General features: G+C 71.5%; 15 protein-coding genes and 1 pseudogene. 5 read left to right on the forward strand and 11 right to left on the reverse strand.

All coding sequences use genetic code 11. The features are described from left to right. Window positions 1–4: 4 nt before the first annotated feature. The 5 genes from E2170_RS14265 to E2170_RS10980 form a co-directional block, all read right to left on the reverse strand. Window positions 5–763: an EF-hand domain-containing protein gene (locus tag E2170_RS14265; protein ID WP_425477855.1), complete on the reverse strand. Its 759-nt coding sequence runs from the start codon at window positions 761–763 to the stop codon at window positions 5–7. Window positions 764–867: 104 nt separating this feature from the next. After that, window positions 868–1,944: a 23S rRNA (cytidine(2498)-2'-O)-methyltransferase RlmM gene (gene rlmM, locus E2170_RS10965; RefSeq protein ID WP_133000684.1), complete on the reverse strand. Its 1,077-nt coding sequence runs from the start codon at window positions 1,942–1,944 to the stop codon at window positions 868–870. 28 nt (window positions 1,945–1,972) lie between these two features. Continuing rightward, window positions 1,973–2,560, reverse strand: coding sequence for a nucleoside deaminase (locus E2170_RS10970; protein ID WP_133000685.1), 588 nt, complete (start codon window positions 2,558–2,560; stop codon window positions 1,973–1,975). Next, window positions 2,557–2,976, reverse strand: coding sequence for a hypothetical protein (locus E2170_RS10975; RefSeq protein ID WP_133000686.1), 420 nt, complete (start codon window positions 2,974–2,976; stop codon window positions 2,557–2,559). The genes E2170_RS10970 and E2170_RS10975 overlap by 4 nt, the downstream gene beginning before the upstream one ends. A 77-nt stretch (window positions 2,977–3,053) precedes the next feature. After that, window positions 3,054–4,808: a glutamine--tRNA ligase/YqeY domain fusion protein gene (locus E2170_RS10980; protein WP_133000687.1), complete on the reverse strand. Its 1,755-nt coding sequence runs from the start codon at window positions 4,806–4,808 to the stop codon at window positions 3,054–3,056. Window positions 4,809–5,011: 203 nt separating this feature from the next. Between E2170_RS10980 and E2170_RS14065 the strand changes: the two genes are divergently transcribed. The 3 genes and pseudogenes from E2170_RS14065 to msrA all read left to right on the forward strand — a co-directional run bounded on the left by E2170_RS14065 (window position 5,012) and on the right by msrA (window position 6,964). Beyond that, window positions 5,012–5,488: a nuclear transport factor 2 family protein gene (locus tag E2170_RS14065; protein ID WP_133000688.1), complete on the forward strand. Its 477-nt coding sequence runs from the start codon at window positions 5,012–5,014 to the stop codon at window positions 5,486–5,488. After that, the gene (locus E2170_RS10990; protein WP_133000689.1) at window positions 5,485–6,315 is read left to right on the forward strand and encodes an MmyB family transcriptional regulator; all 831 of its coding nucleotides are present in this window, start codon (window positions 5,485–5,487) and stop codon (window positions 6,313–6,315) included. Before E2170_RS14065 ends, E2170_RS10990 begins: the two co-directional genes overlap by 4 nt. A 6-nt stretch (window positions 6,316–6,321) precedes the next feature. After that, window positions 6,322–6,964 (forward strand): annotated as a pseudogene (gene msrA, locus E2170_RS10995) (peptide-methionine (S)-S-oxide reductase MsrA). Window positions 6,965–7,007: 43 nt separating this feature from the next. On the opposite strand, the gene E2170_RS11000 reads toward msrA, so the two are convergent. The 3 genes from E2170_RS11000 to ahpC all read right to left on the reverse strand — a co-directional run bounded on the left by E2170_RS11000 (window position 7,008) and on the right by ahpC (window position 10,315). Continuing rightward, a complete protein-coding gene (locus E2170_RS11000; RefSeq protein WP_133000691.1) occupies window positions 7,008–7,961 on the reverse strand; it encodes a LysR substrate-binding domain-containing protein in 954 nt (317 codons plus the stop codon). Between the two features lie 37 nt (window positions 7,962–7,998). Then, a complete protein-coding gene (ahpF, locus tag E2170_RS11005) occupies window positions 7,999–9,594 on the reverse strand; it encodes an alkyl hydroperoxide reductase subunit F (RefSeq protein WP_133000692.1) in 1,596 nt (531 codons plus the stop codon). A gap of 160 nt (window positions 9,595–9,754) precedes the next feature. Continuing rightward, on the reverse strand, window positions 9,755–10,315 hold the full coding sequence (gene ahpC, locus E2170_RS11010; RefSeq protein WP_133000693.1) for an alkyl hydroperoxide reductase subunit C: 561 nt from the start codon (window positions 10,313–10,315) through the stop codon (window positions 9,755–9,757). A 116-nt stretch (window positions 10,316–10,431) separates the two neighbouring features. On the opposite strand from ahpC, the gene prmC reads away from it, so the two are divergent. Both prmC and pip read left to right on the forward strand, forming a co-directional pair. Beyond that, complete coding sequence (gene prmC, locus E2170_RS11015; RefSeq protein ID WP_133000694.1) at window positions 10,432–11,271, forward strand: peptide chain release factor N(5)-glutamine methyltransferase; 840 nt, start codon at window positions 10,432–10,434, stop codon at window positions 11,269–11,271. Window positions 11,272–11,321: 50 nt separating this feature from the next. Beyond that, window positions 11,322–12,263, forward strand: a complete 942-nt coding sequence (gene pip, locus E2170_RS11020) for a prolyl aminopeptidase (protein ID WP_133000695.1) — start codon at window positions 11,322–11,324, stop codon at window positions 12,261–12,263. A gap of 9 nt (window positions 12,264–12,272) precedes the next feature. On the opposite strand, the gene E2170_RS11025 is transcribed toward pip, so the two are convergent. Genes E2170_RS11025 through E2170_RS11035 form a run of 3 tightly spaced genes read right to left on the reverse strand, consistent with a single transcriptional unit; the run spans window position 12,273 to window position 14,374 of the window. Further along, window positions 12,273–12,833 (reverse strand): NUDIX hydrolase, encoded by a 561-nt coding sequence (locus E2170_RS11025; protein WP_133000696.1) that lies wholly within the window; start codon window positions 12,831–12,833, stop codon window positions 12,273–12,275. 9 nt (window positions 12,834–12,842) lie between these two features. Beyond that, window positions 12,843–13,775 carry a 5'-3' exonuclease gene (locus tag E2170_RS11030; protein WP_133000697.1) on the reverse strand — a complete coding sequence of 311 codons (933 nt, stop codon included), beginning with the start codon at window positions 13,773–13,775 and terminating at the stop codon, window positions 12,843–12,845. Continuing rightward, the gene (locus tag E2170_RS11035) at window positions 13,772–14,374 is read right to left on the reverse strand and encodes a nitroreductase family protein (protein ID WP_425477856.1); all 603 of its coding nucleotides are present in this window, start codon (window positions 14,372–14,374) and stop codon (window positions 13,772–13,774) included. Before E2170_RS11035 ends, E2170_RS11030 begins: the two co-directional genes overlap by 4 nt. Window positions 14,375–14,503: the final 129 nt, after the last annotated feature.

Here is a 14,503-nt window from a genome sequence, read left to right on the forward strand (position 1 = left end):
CGGATCAGCGGATCCAGCCCTTCAGCTCGTTGGCATCGAGCACGCCGTCGCCGTTGTTGTCGACGGCGTCGAATTCCGCGCTGAGCGTGGCGTTGGGGCGGGCTTCCGCGCGGGTGAGGCGGCCGTCGCCGTTGGCGTCCAAGGCCGCCATGTCGATGCGGTAGTCACCGACCACGGAGTCCGGCGCGCTGGAGGTGATGGTCACCTGCGGCTCGCTCGGATAGGTCTCGGTCGGCGGCGTGCGCGGCGGCGGGGCCGGCGGTGCGCTGGTGGCGATGCGCGCGGTTTCTGCCGCAGCCTCTGCATCCATCGCGGCCTGGCGGGCGATCGTACCGGCATTGCTGGCGGCACCCGCGGCCTGGCCGGACTGGACGGCCGTTTCGACCGGCAGCGCAGTGCCGCCGTGGGCGGCGGCGTTCGCCGCGCCCGCGTAGTTGGCTGAACGCTTGGCGTCCTGCGCCGCGCGTTCGGCGCGGCGGGACGCCTGGTCGGCCTCCCAGGCGCTGTATTCGGCCTGTGCGGCGCCTTCGGCGGTCACCGAGCCGGCGCGCTTCTCGGCGGCTGCGGCCTCCGCGGCCTCGCGCGCCGCGCGGGCATCCTGCTCGGCCGCGCGTGCATCCTGGTGTGCGGCCTTGGAGTTGATGTTGGTGCGGCCCTGCGCGGTGCCGGTGCCGACGGTCTGTGCCATCAGGGCACCGCTGGCGGCGAGGCCGCAGGCGAGCAGGGCAAGACTGAGGGCATGCTTCTTCTGGCGCGGATCCATGTGTGCGTCCTCTGGGATGTGGAGGGAACGCGGCCACGCTAGCCCGGGGGCCATGAAGCGGTGGTCAGGATTGGCCGGCTGGCGGCTGAACGCGGGCGTCGCCTTCAGCGGCCGGTCGGGATCGCGAGGACGGTGATCTCTTCGCGGTCGTGATAGAGCTGGCGCGCGCGCAATTCCAGCGGGAGGCCGGCCTCGCGGCCGAAGATGTCCAGGCACAGCGAGGTTTCCAGCCAGCGCTTCTTCATCGGCAGCTTGAGGTTGAACACGGCCTGCCGGCACCAGCCCTCGCGGAACCAGGTCGCCATCCGCGAGGCCACCCGCCGCGGCTGCTCGACCATGTCGCAGACCATCCAGTCCAGCGGCCGCGGCGGCTGCCAGCGGAAGCCGTCCTCGCGCAGGTGCTCGACGCCGCCGCCGTCGAGCACGTGCTGGCGCAGCGGGCCGTTGTCGACCGAGCTGACCTGCAGGCCGGCGCGCTGCAGCACCCAGGTCCAGCCGCCGGGGGCGGCACCGAGGTCGGCGGCGGTCATGCCGGGGCGCAGCAGACGGGCGCGCTCGCCGTCGTCGAGCAGGGTGAGGAAGGCTTCCTCCAGTTTCAGCGCCGAGCGCGAGGGTGCGTCCGGGTGCAGGCGCAGGCGCGGCACGCCCATCGGCCAGGGCGCGGAATCGGCCGGGTCGCCGAGCGCGAGCAGCAGGTGGTCGCCGGCCAGCAGGCAGACGTGCAGGCGCGGACGTCGCGGGTCGTCCTTCGCGGCCAGCAGGCCGGCCTTGCGCAGGGCCGGGCGCAGCGCGTTGCCGAGCGCGCGGGCCAGGCCGGCGAGCGGACGCGCCTCGTCGCTGTCGGGGTGTTCGACCAGCAGCGCGCCGAAACGGGGCGCGAGGGTTCCATCGACGGCCCCGGCCTGCAGCGCGGCGAGGACCGGCGCGATCCGGTCGCGGGTGTCGACGGCATCCAGGTCGGCCAGCAGCCGCAGCTTCTGGCGCGCGAACACCAGCGAGCGCCAGGGCAGGGCGCGCGACAGGCCCGCGGCGTCGCCAGCGGGCGTGAGGAAACGGACAAAGCCGGAGCCGCGCTCGGTGACCGCGTAGCCGGCGTGGCCGGCGGCGGCCGCGCGTTCGCCCAGCTCGGCCGCGAGCTCCGGCTCGAAGCCGCCGCGGCAGTAGCAGAGCAGTCCGCTCACGGCGCGGGGCGTGCGGCCAGGGGCGACATCAGTAACGGCGGCCGCCGGCGCGTGCGTAGGCGACGAAGACCTCGCGCGCCTGGTCGCGGGCGATGTCGCGCACCACTTCGATGCCGCGGCGCGCGAGTTCGCCGGGCCAGTCGGCGGGCAGCGGACCTTCGTCGAACTCGGTCAGTTCGTGCACGTCGTCGGCGCTGGCGCCGATCAGCAGGCGGTCGATGCCGGCCCAGACGGTGGCGCCATAGCACTGGCAGCAGGGCTGGGCCGAGGTCGCGAGCGTGTACGGGCCGCAGGGGCGGCCCTGGTCGTCGAGATTGATGCGCGGACGGCCCAGGGCCTGCTGGGCGAGCATGTAGGCCATGTTCTCGGCGTGCGCCAGCGAGGTCGACTGCGGCAGTACCACGTTCACCCCGGCCGCGACCACGCGATCGTCGGGGCCGAACAGCGCCGCGCCGAAGGGGCCGCCGGTGGCCTCTTCGACGTTGCGCCCGGCCAGGGCGATGGCCAGCGCCACCTTGTCGGCGTCGCTGGAGTAGGCACGCTCGCGGTCGATCCCGCGTTCGACCCAGGCCGGCAGCTGCAGGCCCACGCGCGCGGGCAGGTTGCCGGCGCTCATTGCGCCACCGCGCCGCCGGACTGCGCCGGCTCGCAGGTGTTGGCGACGCAGGCGCAGGCCTGGATGTCGCGGAAGCCGCAGACGCCGGCCATGCCGGACTCCGCGCAGGCGGCCTGCACCGCGGCCGGGTCGGGCTGGGCGTCCTTGTTCACGCAGGCGGGGAAATAGCCGCAGCAGTTGCCGACGTTCTTCACTTCGCAGTCGCTGTCCACGCGGCAGCTGCGGTCGAGGTCGGGCACGCCGGGCACGCCCGCGCGCGGCGGGTTCGCGGGCAGCGGCGTGGCCGGCAGTGGGTCGGACATCGGCGGCGCCTGTGTCGGTGGTGCCTGTGTTCCCGCGCCGGGCGCGGCCACGGTGCAGGCCGCCAGGCACAGCACGAGCAGGCAGGCGGGGACGAAGGTGATGATCCGGCGCATCGTGGGCTCCAGGGTGCGGGCGACGGCGCATGGTAGCGCCGACCCGTGTGGCGCCGGCGGCAAGGCCGGTGCCTGCGTCAGGCCTTCGCGGCCCAGGTGTCGCGCAGGGTCACGCTGCGGTTGAACACCGGCGCATCGGCGCGGTGGTCGCGACGGTCGGCGACGAAATAGCCCAGGCGCTCGAACTGGAAGGCGTCCTCGGGCGCCGCAATGGCGGCGGCGGGCTCGACCCAGCCGCGCACCTGGACCCGGGACTCCGGGTTGATGTGGTCGCGGTAGGTCTTGCCGTCGCTTTCGTCGTCCGGGTCGGGGACCGAGAACAGGCGGTCGTAGAGCCGCACCTCGGCCTCGACCGCGCGCGCGGCGCCGACCCAGTGGATGGTGCCCTTGACCTTGCGGTTGGCGCCTTCCATGCCGGGGCGCGACTCGGGGTCGAGCGTGCAGCGCAGCTCGACCACCTGGCCATCGGCGTCCTTGACCACCTCGTCGCAGCGCACGATGCCGGCGCCGCGCAGGCGCACTTCGCCGCCGGGCACCAGGCGCTTCCAGCCCTTGGGCGGGACCTCGGCGAAGTCGTCGCGCTCGATCCACAGCTCGCGCGAAAACGGCACCTCGCGCTCGCCGAAGGCCTCGTCCTTCGGGTGATTGGGGAAGCGCAGCGTTTCCTCGTGCCCCTCGGGCAGGTTGGCGAGCACCATCTTCAGCGGCGCCAGCACGGCCATGCGTCGCGGCGCCCGGGCGTCCAGATCCTCGCGCAGTGCGCCCTCGAGCACCGAGAAATCGATCATCGAATTCTGCTTGCTGATGCCGACGCGATCCACGAACAGGCGCAGCGCGCCCGGCGTGTAGCCGCGGCGGCGCAGGCCCTGCAGGGTGTACATGCGCGGGTCGTCCCAACCGTCGACCAGGCCTTCGGCGACGAGCTGGGTCAGCTTGCGCTTGCTCATCACCGTGTAGTTGATGTTGAGGCGCGAGAACTCGATCTGGCGCGGCTTGGCGGCCTCGTTGGGCAGGCCCTTGTCCGCCAGCGGGGCCAGCAGCTCCGGATGGCCGGCCAGGTCCACCCTGTCCACGCACCAGTCGTACAGCGGGCGGTGGTCCTCGAACTCCAGGGTGCACAGCGAGTGGGTGATGCCCTCGACCGCGTCGCCCAGCGAGTGCGCGTAGTCGTACATCGGGTAGATCGGCCAGGCGTCGCCGGTGTTCTGGTGGGCGACCTTCTTGATCCGGTACAGCGCCGGGTCGCGCAGGTTGATGTTGCCGCTGGCCATGTCGATCTTCGCGCGCAGGGTGCGCGCGCCGTCGTCGAACTCGCCCGCGCGCATGCGGCGGAACAGGTCGAGGTTCTCATCGACGCTGCGGTTGCGGTACGGCGACTCGCGGCCGGGCTCGGTGAGCGAGCCGCGGTAGGCGCGGACTTCTTCCGCGGAGAGGTCGCAGACGAAGGCGTCGCCCTGGCGGATCAGCTTCTCCGCGGCGAGGTAGAACACATCGAAATAGTCCGAGGCGTGACGCAGGCTGGCCCAGTCGAAGCCCAGCCAGCGCACGTCGTCCTGGATCGCCTGCACGAACTCCGGGTCTTCCTTGGCCGGGTTGGTGTCGTCGAAGCGCAGGTTGCAGCGGCCGCCGAATTCCTCGGCGATGCCGAAGTCCAGGCAGATCGCCTTGGCGTGGCCGATGTGCAGGTAGCCGTTGGGCTCGGGCGGGAAGCGGGTGCGGATGGCGTCGTGCTTCCCGCCGGCCAGGTCCTGGCGGACGATCTGGCGGATGAAGTCCTGCTTTTCGGTGGGCGCCGGCGCGGCGCCGGCCGCGGTGTCGTTGGGCTCGGTCATGCTCGGGGAATATCGGGATTCTGAGGTGGGCGCAGGGCTGCGCCGCGGACCGGGCAGTGTAGCCGAGCCGCCCGTGCGCGGCTCCCCTGCCGGCAGGCAAGGGGTGTCGGGTTCCATTACCTGTGGCGTAATCGACGCCATGCCTGCATTCGCGCACGCTGGCCCGGTCGGAACTGGTCCGGCCTGCCCTGGAGGAAGACACCATGAGCGCCCAACCCGCTGCCACTGCGGCTCCGTCCACCGCCACCGCCACCGCCACCTCTGCCGCGAAACGCACGGGCGCGGTCGTCGAGGACTACCTGGCCGCCCGGTTGGCCGGTGACGTCGGCCGACTGATCGAGCTGTTCGCCGACGAGGTCGACTGGCAGCTGGCCCCGAACCCCGTGGTTCCCTGGATCCGGCCGCGCTCGACGGGCGCCGAATGCGCAGCCCAGGTGGCCGACCTGCTGGAGTTCACGGTGCCGGCCGATGCCGGTGCCCGCGTCGACGCCTTCCTGGTCGACGGTGCCGACGCCGTGCTGACGGGGCAGCTATGGGGAAGGGTGCGCTCGACCGGCAAGGCCTTCGAGAGCCCGTTCGCCCTGCGCCTCACCGTCGACAGAGGCCGGATCACCCGCCATCACCTCTACGAGGATGGCCTGGCGATCGCCGAAGCCTGCACGCCGGCGGAGGTTGCGTGAGCGTCGCCGGCATCGCGCCCGGAGGCACCGGCCACGTCGGGACGCGTCTGCGGGAATGGCGTCGGCGCCGTCGCTTCAGCCAGATGGAACTGGCGCTGGAGACCGGCGTCTCCACCCGCCACCTGAGCTTCATTGAAACCGGGCGTTCGAGACCCGGCCGCGACATGGTGCTGGCGCTGGCCGGGGTGCTGGACGTTCCGCTGCGCGAGCGCAACGTGCTGCTGGCATCGGCGGGTTTCGCGCCCGTGTTCCCGGAACACTCCCTGGACGATCCCGCGTTGGCGGACATCCGCAGCGCGGTGGCCTCCGTGCTCGCGGCCCACGATCCGTTTCCCGCGCTGGCGGTGGATCGCCACTGGTCGCTGGTGCTGGCGAACGACGCGCTCTCGTCCCTCATCGACGGGGTGGATCCGGGGCTGCTGCAGCCGCCGGTCAACGTGCTGCGGCTGAGCGTCCATCCCGGCGGGCTGGCGAGCCGCATCGTCAACTTCGAGGAATGGCGCGACCATCTGGTGCAGCGTCTCCTGCGACAGGTCGAAGCCTCGGGGGATGCGGTCCTGGCCGACCTGGCCGAGGAACTGCGCGCCTATCCGGTCCCGGGCGGCACGGCGCGGACGGATGCGACCGCGGGTGCCTGCGAGGGCATCGTCACGCCGCTCCATCTGGCCACGGGCGAGGGCGTGCTGTCGCTGTTCAGCACCACCACGGTCTTCGGTACGCCGGTCGACGTGATGCTGTCGGAACTCGCGATCGAGGCCTTCTTCCCCGCAGACGCCGGGACCGGCGACCGGCTGCGGCGGCTGGCATCGAAGCGCGGCCGCGGGTGAGCAGGCCTGTCGCGGCTTGGAAGGCGCCGGCAGCGGCCACATCATGGAAGGCCGGGCCAGCGCGAGGAAAGCCACGATGAACAACGTCCACCATGTACATGGCCGCCCGCTGCGCGGCGACTTCCCGGGCCTGTCGCGGGCGGTGTTCGGCATGGGCTGCTTCTGGGGCGCCGAGCGCCTGTTCTGGACGCTGCCGGGCGTGGAGACCACGGCGGTGGGCTATGCCGGCGGTGACGCGGACGCACCGACCTACCGCGAGGTCTGCAGCGGCCGCACCGGGCATGCCGAAGCGGTGCTGGTGGTGTACGACCCGGCGAAGATCGCGTTCGACGCGCTGCTCGCGCGCTTCTGGGAAGGGCACGACCCGACCCAGGGGATGCGCCAGGGCAACGATGTCGGCAGCCAGTACCGTTCGGTGATCCATTGCGATACCGCGGAGCAGTACGAGGCGGCGCTCGCCAGCCGCGAGGCCTACCAGGCGCGGCTTGTCGCCGCCGGCTACGGACCGGTCACCACTGAAATCGTGTATCCCGCCCCTGCTTTCCACTATGCGGAAGAGGAGCATCAGCAGTACCTGTCGAAGAACCCCGGCGGCTACTGCGGCCTTGGCGGCACCGGCGTGAGTTGCCCGGTCTCCCTCGCGCCCTGACCCCTTCCCCCGCCGTGCGGGGGAAGAATCCGCATCGTTGCGGTTAAACGCCGGGCGCCCCGGGAACGTGGATCGGCGCGGTGCTCTCGTGCACCGTCGGCAGCAGCAGGTCCTGCGGCAGTTCGCGCAGCACCTTGGCCAGGTCCTGCAGGAACGGCGCCATCGCCGTGCTCCGGCGCCAGACCATCGCGATCCGGCGGCTCGGCGGCGGGTCGCGGAAGCCGATCAACTCGATGCTCTCCGAACGCGCCACCGGCGGCTTCACCGCCAGCGTCGGCAGCAGGGTCACGCCGACGTTGGCCGCGACCATCTGTCGCAGCGTCTCCAGGCTGGTGGCCTGGAACTCGCCCTTCTCGCTGGCGCCCGACAGGTGGCAGACGTCGAGCGCCTGTTCGCGCATGCAGTGGCCGTCGGCCAGCAGCAGCAGGCGCTCGTCGGCGAGGTCGGCCATCGACAGCGTGCTGCGCCCGGCGAGCGGATGCGCCTCGGGCACCGCGAGGACGAAGGGCTCTTCGAACAGGAACTCCACGTGCAGCTGTTCGTCGGCGACCGGCAGGGCCAGCAGGGCGGCGTCGAGGCGCCCCTGCTGCAGGCGCTCCAGCAGTACGTCGCTCTTCTCCTCGACCAGCAGCAGCTCGAGCTGCGGGAAACGCGCGCGGATCCCCGGCACCACGTGCGGCAGCAGGTAGGGCCCCAGCGTCGGGAACAGGCCCAGGGTGACCCGTCCGGCTTCCGGATCCTGGCTGCGGCGGGCCGCCTCGCGCATCTCCTCGACGTCGGCCACGATCCGGCGGGCACGGGCGGCGACGTCGCGGCCCGCGGGCGTGAGCATCACGTTGCGCGGCGCGCGCTCGACCAGGGCCACGCCCAGCTCCTCCTCCAGCTTGCGGATCTGGGTGGACAGCGTGGGCTGGCTGACGAAGCTCGCCGCCGCCGCGCGACCGAAGTGCAGGTGGTCGGCGAGGGCGATGAAGTAGCTCAGGTCGCGCAGGTTCATGGCGATGCCTCGTTGGCGGCCAAGGTGGCTCCGGCGCTCAGGCCGTGGCCGCCTCGGCGTCGGCCGCGGTCGTGGCCGGGCTGCTGCTGCGGATCAGGTGGTCGAACGCGCTGAGCGCGGCCTTGGCGCCCTCGCCCATGGCGATGACGATCTGCTTGTAGGGCACGGTGGTGGCGTCGCCGGCGGCGAACACGCCCGGCAGCGAGGTGCGGCCGGCGTCGTCGATGACGATCTCGCCGCGCGGGCTGAGCTCGATCGCGCCCTTCAGCCACTCGGTGTTGGGCAACAGGCCGATCTGCACGAACACGCCCTCCAGCTCCACGCGGTGGGAATCGCCGCCGACGCGGTCGCGGTAGACCAGGCCGTTGACGCGCTTGCCGTCGCCGAGCACTTCGGTGGTCTGCGCCGAGGTGATAATGCGGACGTTGGGCAGGCTGCGCAGCTTGCGCTGCAGCACCTCGTCGGCGCGCAGCTGCGAATCGAATTCGATGAGCGTCACGTGGGCGACGAGGCCGGCCAGGTCGATGGCCGCCTCCACGCCGGAGTTGCCGCCGCCGATCACCGCCACCCGCTTGCCCTTGAACAGCGGGCCGTCGCAGTGCGGGCAGTAGGCCACGCCCTTGTTGCGGTACTGGTCCTCGCCGGGGACGCCCATCTGGCGCCAGCGCGCGCCGGTGGCCAGCACCACGCTGCGGCCGCGCACGCTGGCGCCGCTCTCCAGTTCGATGGTGGTCACGCCCTCGGCGTCCTGGCTCAGCGACTTCGCGCGCTGCAGGTTCATGATGTCGACGTCGTATTCGCGCACGTGCGCCTCGAGCTGCGCCGCGAAGCGCGGGCCCTCGGTGTGCGGCACCGAGATGAAGTTCTCGATCGACATGGTGTCCAGCACCTGGCCGCCGAAGCGCTCGGAGGCGACGCCGGTGCGGATGCCCTTGCGCGCGGCGTAGATCGCGGCCGCGGCGCCGGCGGGGCCGCCGCCGACCACCAGCACGTCGAACACGTCCTTCTTCGCGATCTCCGCGGCGTCGCGCTTGGCGGCGCCGGTGTCGAGCTTCGCGACGATCTGCTCCAGGCTCATCCGGCCCTGGTCGAAGACCTCGCCGTTGAGGAACACGGTGGGCACCGACATGATCTCGCGCGCCTCGACTTCGTCCTGGAACAGGGCGCCGTCGATGGCCACGTGGTGGATGCCGGGGTTCAGCACCGCCGCCAGGTTCAGCGCCTGGACTACGTCCGGGCAGTTCTGGCAGGACAGCGAGAAATAGGTCTCGAAGCGGTACTCGCCCTCGAGGTTGCGGACCTGCTCGAGCAGCTCCGGCGCCGCCTTCGACGGATGGCCGCCGACCTGCAGCAGCGCGAGCACCAGCGAGGTGAACTCGTGGCCCATCGGCAGGCCCGCGAAGCGCAGGTCGATGTCGTGCCCGGGCGAGGTCACCGCGAACGAGGGCTTGCGGTGTGAGTCGTCGCGCGAGAGCTCGACCGTGACCTTGTCCGACAGCGCGCGGATGTCTTCCAGCAGTTCGAGCATCTCCGCCGACTTCGTGCCGTCGTCGACGCTGGCGACCAGCACGACGGGGCGCTGCAGGCGCTCGAGGTAGGCCTTGAGCTGGGTCTTGAGATCGTCTTCGAGCATGGCGGACTCCTGGATTTCGGCAAGGCGGGGGCCTGCGGCCCGTCACGCGACGGGTCGCCACCGGCGTGGGGATGGACCGCAGGCCGCGCGCGGGCACGGACTCCGGTCCAGCCCCACCCCCGCGGACGCGGGGATGGGCTGGGATGACGCGGGGAGATGCTTAGATCTTGCCGACCAGGTCCAGCGACGGCTTCAGGGTCTTCTCGCCTTCCTTCCACTTGGCCGGGCAGACCTCGCCCGGGTGGGCGGCGACGTACTGGGCGGCCTTGACCTTGCGCAGCAGTTCCAGGGCGTCACGGCCGATGCCCTCGGCGGTGATCTCGATCGACTGGATCACGCCCTCGGGGTCGACGATGAAGGTGCCGCGGTCGGCCAGGCCGGACGGACGCAGGATTTCGAAGTTCTTCGAGATCTCGTGGGTCGGGTCGCCGATCATCGGGTACTGGATCTTGCCGATGGCGTCGGAGCTGTCGTGCCAGGCCTTGTGCGAGAAGTGGGTGTCGGTGGACACGCTGTAGATCTCGACGCCGAGCTTCTTGAACTCGTCGTAGTTGATCGCCAGGTCCTCGAGCTCGGTCGGGCACACGAAGGTGAAGTCGGCCGGGTAGAACACGAACACGGACCACTTGCCCTTCAGGTTGGCGCTGTCGATTTCGACGAACTCGCCGTTGTGGAAGGCGGTAGCCTTGAACGGCTTGATTTCGGTGTTGATGACGGACATGGGGATCCTCGCGATGGGTGGGGAAGAAACCGGCACTTGCCGGACGGAGCAAATGTTAGGCGCGGACTATCAATAAGTGAAGTTGATAATACTGATTCAATCAATAGAGATTGGCTATGGAACTTGAACACAGCGTCTCTGCATGCCTGGCCTGGGCGCATCCGCGCATCGATCCGGGCGAGGCGGCGATGCTGCTGCAGCACGTGCTGGGCCGCCCGCAGGCCTGGCTTTACGCCCATGGCGAAGACCCGGTGCCCGATGCCGCCCTGGCCGGGTTCCGTACCCTGGTGGCCCGGCGCGTGGCCGGCGAGCCGGTGGCCTACCTGCTCGGCCGCCGCGGCTTCTGGACCCTGGACCTGGCGGTGACGCCCGACACCCTGATCCCGCGCCCGGAGACCGAGTTGCTGGTTGAACAGGCGCTGGCGAGGCTCGATCCCGCCGCGCCGGCGCGGGTGGCCGACCTCGGCACCGGCAGCGGCGCGATCGCCCTGGCCATCGCCAGCGAGCGGCCGCTGGCGCGGATGGTCGCCACCGACCGCAGTGACGCGGCGCTGGCGGTGGCGCGCGGCAACGCGACCGCGAACGGGCTGGGCGATCGGGTGGAGTTCCGCGCCGGCGACTGGTTCGCGCCGCTGGCCGGGGAGCGTTTCGACCTGGTGGCCAGCAATCCGCCCTACATCGCCGACGGCGACCCGCACCTGGCGCAGGGCGACCTGCGGCACGAACCGCCGTCCGCGCTGGCCTCCGGAGCCGACGGCCTCGATGCGATCCGCGCGATCGTCGCGGCCGCGCCCGCGCACCTGTCGGCCGGCGGCTGGCTGCTGCTGGAGCACGGCTTCGAGCAGGGGGCGGCGGTGCGCGCGCTGCTGGCCGAAAGAGGCTTCGTCGACGTAGCGACGGTGCCCGATCTGGAGGGCCGTGACCGGGTCAGCCTGGGGCGAACTGCGGCGGCCTGAACAGGTCCGGCTGATAGACTGGCGCGGTTTTCGCCACGAGGTGCCGCCGCATGCGCACGCTGTATCCCGAGATCCAGCCCTTCGACACCGGGACGCTCCGCGTCGACGATCGCCACGTCCTGTACTACGAGCAGTGCGGCAACCCCGACGGCAAGCCGGTGGTGATGCTGCACGGCGGTCCCGGCGGCGGCTGCACCGACAAGATGCGGCGTTTCCACGATCCGGCGAAGTACCGCATCGTGCTGTTCGACCAGCGCGGTTCGGGCCGCTCCACGCCGCACGCCGACCTGGTCGACAACACCACCTGGCACCTGGTCGACGACATCGAGCGCCTGCGCGAGCACCTTGGCATCGAGCGCTGGCAGGTCTTCGGCGGTTCCTGGGGCTCGACCCTGGCTCTGGCCTATGCGCAGAGCCACCCGAAGAAGGTCACCGAGCTGGTGCTGCGCGGCATCTTCATGCTGCGCCGCTGGGAGCTGGAGTGGTTCTACCAGGAAGGCGCCTCGCGCCTGTTCCCGGAGGCCTGGCAGCACTACATCGCCGCCATCCCGGAGAGCGAGCGCGGCGACCTGATCGGCGCCTTCCACCGCCGCCTGACCTCCGACGACGAGGCCACCCGCCTGGCCGCGGCCCGTGCCTGGAGCGTCTGGGAGGGGGCGACCAGCTTCCTGCACATCGACCCGGACTTCATGGCCGACCACGAGGACGCCCAGTTCGCGCTGGCCTTCGCCCGGATCGAGAACCACTACTTCACCAACGCCGGCTTCTTCGAGTGCGACGACCAGCTGCTGCGCGACGCCTACCGCATCGTCGACATCCCCGGCGTGATCGTGCACGGCCGCTACGACGTGGTCTGCCCGGTCCAGAACGCGCATGACCTGCACCAGGTGTGGCCAAAGGCCGAACTGGTCATCACCCCCGCCTCCGGCCACTCGGCCTTCGAGGCGGAGAACATCGACGCCCTGGTGCAGGCGACCGACCGCTTCGCCTGAGCCCGCCCCTCAGGCCTTGGACCCGTCCGGGTTGTGCTCGATCATCCACAGCCCGGCCCAGAGCTTCAGGTCCAGCTCGTAGCCCTCGGCGTACTTCTGCATCAGCCACGCCGGCGCGGTGGCACGCGGCACCGCGTGCACGGTGATGTTCTCGTCGGCCACGCCGCCGCCGTCGCCGACCTTGCGCAGGTCGAGCGCGCGGGCGAAGGCGATGCGCTCGTTGCTCATCCCCGACGAGGTGGGGCCGACCAGCAGCACGTCGATGCGCCCGGCCTCCCAGCCGGTCTCCTCGACCAGTTCGCGGCGCGCGGCCGACTCCAGGGTGTCGCCGTCGAAGTCGTCACCGACCAGCCCGGCCGGCATCTCGATCGTGCGCGCGCCCAGCGGCACCCGGTACTGCTCGACGAAGAGCACGTCGTCGTCGGGCGTCACCGCGATCACCAGCACGGCCAGGCCGTCCTTGCCGTGGGTGCGTTCGCAGGATTCCCAGTGGCCGCGCCTGACCATGCGCAGCCATTCGCCCTCGTACAGGACCTCGGGCGCGTCCGTGTCGGATATCGTCTTGTCCATGTCCCGATCCTAACCCTGTGGCATGGCGGCCGTGGGACGGTCGCCGACCGCCTCCAGCCGGCGCCGGGTCATCGGGCCAAAGCCCACCGCGTCGGCGAAGGCGGACAGGGTGCCGGTATCCACGGACGCGCGCGCGAACGGCGGCGCGGCATCCTCCAGCGGCGCGTCGCGGGTGATCGTCGACAGCTGCCGGCAGAGCAGGGCCTGGGCGCGGTGCTCGCGCAGCCGCGCGGCCACCGTGGCCGCGCCGCGCAGGCGCAGGAAGGCGACCTCGTCGATGCGCTCGAGCAGGGCGTCCAGGCTGCCGAAGTGCCCCAGCAGCACCGCTGCGGTCTTGCTGCCGATGCCCGGCACGCCGGGGATGTTGTCGACCGCGTCGCCGCACAGCGCCAGGTAGTCGGCGACCTGGTGGGCGTGCACGCCGTGGCGCGCCTTGACCCCGGCCGCGCCCCAGCGCTGGCCGCGGGCATAGTCCCACTGCTCGTCATTGGCCTGCAGCAGCTGCGAGAGGTCCTTGTCGGCGGACACGATCACGCCGCGGAAGCCATCGCCGCGCGCCCGCGTGAGCGCGGTGCCGATCAGGTCGTCGGCCTCGTACTCGCGATGCGCCAGCACCGGCAGGCCGAGTGCGGCGCACAGCGCCTTGCAGTAGGCGAACTGGCGCTTGAGCTCGGCCGGCGCCGGATCGCGGTTGGCCTTGTAGGCCGGGTACAGCGCGTTGCGGAAGCAGGAGTCCAGGGCCTCGTCGAAGGCGATGGCGATGTGCCGCGGCCGCTCGCGCTCGAGCAGGTCGAGCAGGAAGCGGGCGAAGCCGTGCACCGCGTTGGTCGGCCAGCCGTCGGCGTCGTGGAAGCCGTCGGCCGGCATCGAATGCCAGGCCCGGAACACGTACAGGCTGGCGTCGACCAGATAAAGCGGCGGTGCAGGCGCGGGCAGGCTCACGCCGGCGGGGTCCAGTCCCGCAGCAGGGCGTCGGGATCGGGGCGGTCGCGCTCGGGCGGCACGAGCTTCGGGGTGCCGATGTGGATGAAGCCGGCGATGCGTTCGTTGGCGCCCAGGCCGAGCAGGGCCATGACCTCGGGGTCGTAGGCCGGCCAGCCGGTCAGCCACGAGGCGCCGAAGCCCAGGCCCTGGGCCGCCTGCAGCAGGGCGAAGCAGGTGCAGCCGGCGGTGAGCAGGCGCTCCTGCTCGGGGATCGCGCCGTCGTCCGGATCGAGCACCGCGATGGCGACGATCACCAGCGGTGCATGCGAGAAGCGCGCACGGTCCTTGTCGACGGCGGCCTCGCCGGCCTCGGGCCGCAGCGCCAGCCCGCGCGCCGCGACCGCTTCGCCCAGCGCGTAGCGGGCCGCGCCGGCGATGGCCAGGAAGCGGAAGGGGACGCGCTTGCCATGGTCGGGCACGCGCACCGCCGAGGCGAGCATGCGGCGGAGCGCCGTGGGGTCCGGACCGGGCTCCGCCAACTGCCTCGCGGGCACCGAGCGGCGGCTGTCGAGTGCGGCCAGGAGGGCGGGGTCGGGGCTAATTGCGATTGCAGTCACAGACGTCGATGGCTCCATTCAGGGATGGTACGCACGGGTGCAACCCTGTGCACCGTATGCTTCCCCCGATGATCGCAGAAGAGTCCACAGGCTTCGCTCCCGTCAAATCGCGCCATGGCTCGATGCGTG

Source organism: Luteimonas arsenica, from assembly GCF_004352825.1.
Lineage (GTDB): Bacteria > Pseudomonadota > Gammaproteobacteria > Xanthomonadales > Xanthomonadaceae > Luteimonas > Luteimonas arsenica.

Coding starts and splice junctions, on each gene's coding strand:
- E2170_RS10975 (WP_133000686.1), bottom strand. CDS start 2,976: ATGCGCCGGATCATCACCTTCGTCCCCGCCTGCCTGCTCGTGCTGTGC.
- E2170_RS11000 (WP_133000691.1), bottom strand. CDS start 7,961: ATGAACCTGCGCGACCTGAGCTACTTCATCGCCCTCGCCGACCACCTG.
- prmC (WP_133000694.1), top strand. CDS start 10,432: ATGGAACTTGAACACAGCGTCTCTGCATGCCTGGCCTGGGCGCATCCG.
- ahpC (WP_133000693.1), bottom strand. CDS start 10,315: ATGTCCGTCATCAACACCGAAATCAAGCCGTTCAAGGCTACCGCCTTC.
- ahpF (WP_133000692.1), bottom strand. CDS start 9,594: ATGCTCGAAGACGATCTCAAGACCCAGCTCAAGGCCTACCTCGAGCGC.
- E2170_RS11025 (WP_133000696.1), bottom strand. CDS start 12,833: ATGGACAAGACGATATCCGACACGGACGCGCCCGAGGTCCTGTACGAG.
- E2170_RS14265 (WP_425477855.1), bottom strand. CDS start 763: ATGGATCCGCGCCAGAAGAAGCATGCCCTCAGTCTTGCCCTGCTCGCC.
- E2170_RS10970 (WP_133000685.1), bottom strand. CDS start 2,560: ATGAGCGCCGGCAACCTGCCCGCGCGCGTGGGCCTGCAGCTGCCGGCC.
- E2170_RS14065 (WP_133000688.1), top strand. CDS start 5,012: ATGAGCGCCCAACCCGCTGCCACTGCGGCTCCGTCCACCGCCACCGCC.
- E2170_RS10980 (WP_133000687.1), bottom strand. CDS start 4,808: ATGACCGAGCCCAACGACACCGCGGCCGGCGCCGCGCCGGCGCCCACC.
- pip (WP_133000695.1), top strand. CDS start 11,322: ATGCGCACGCTGTATCCCGAGATCCAGCCCTTCGACACCGGGACGCTC.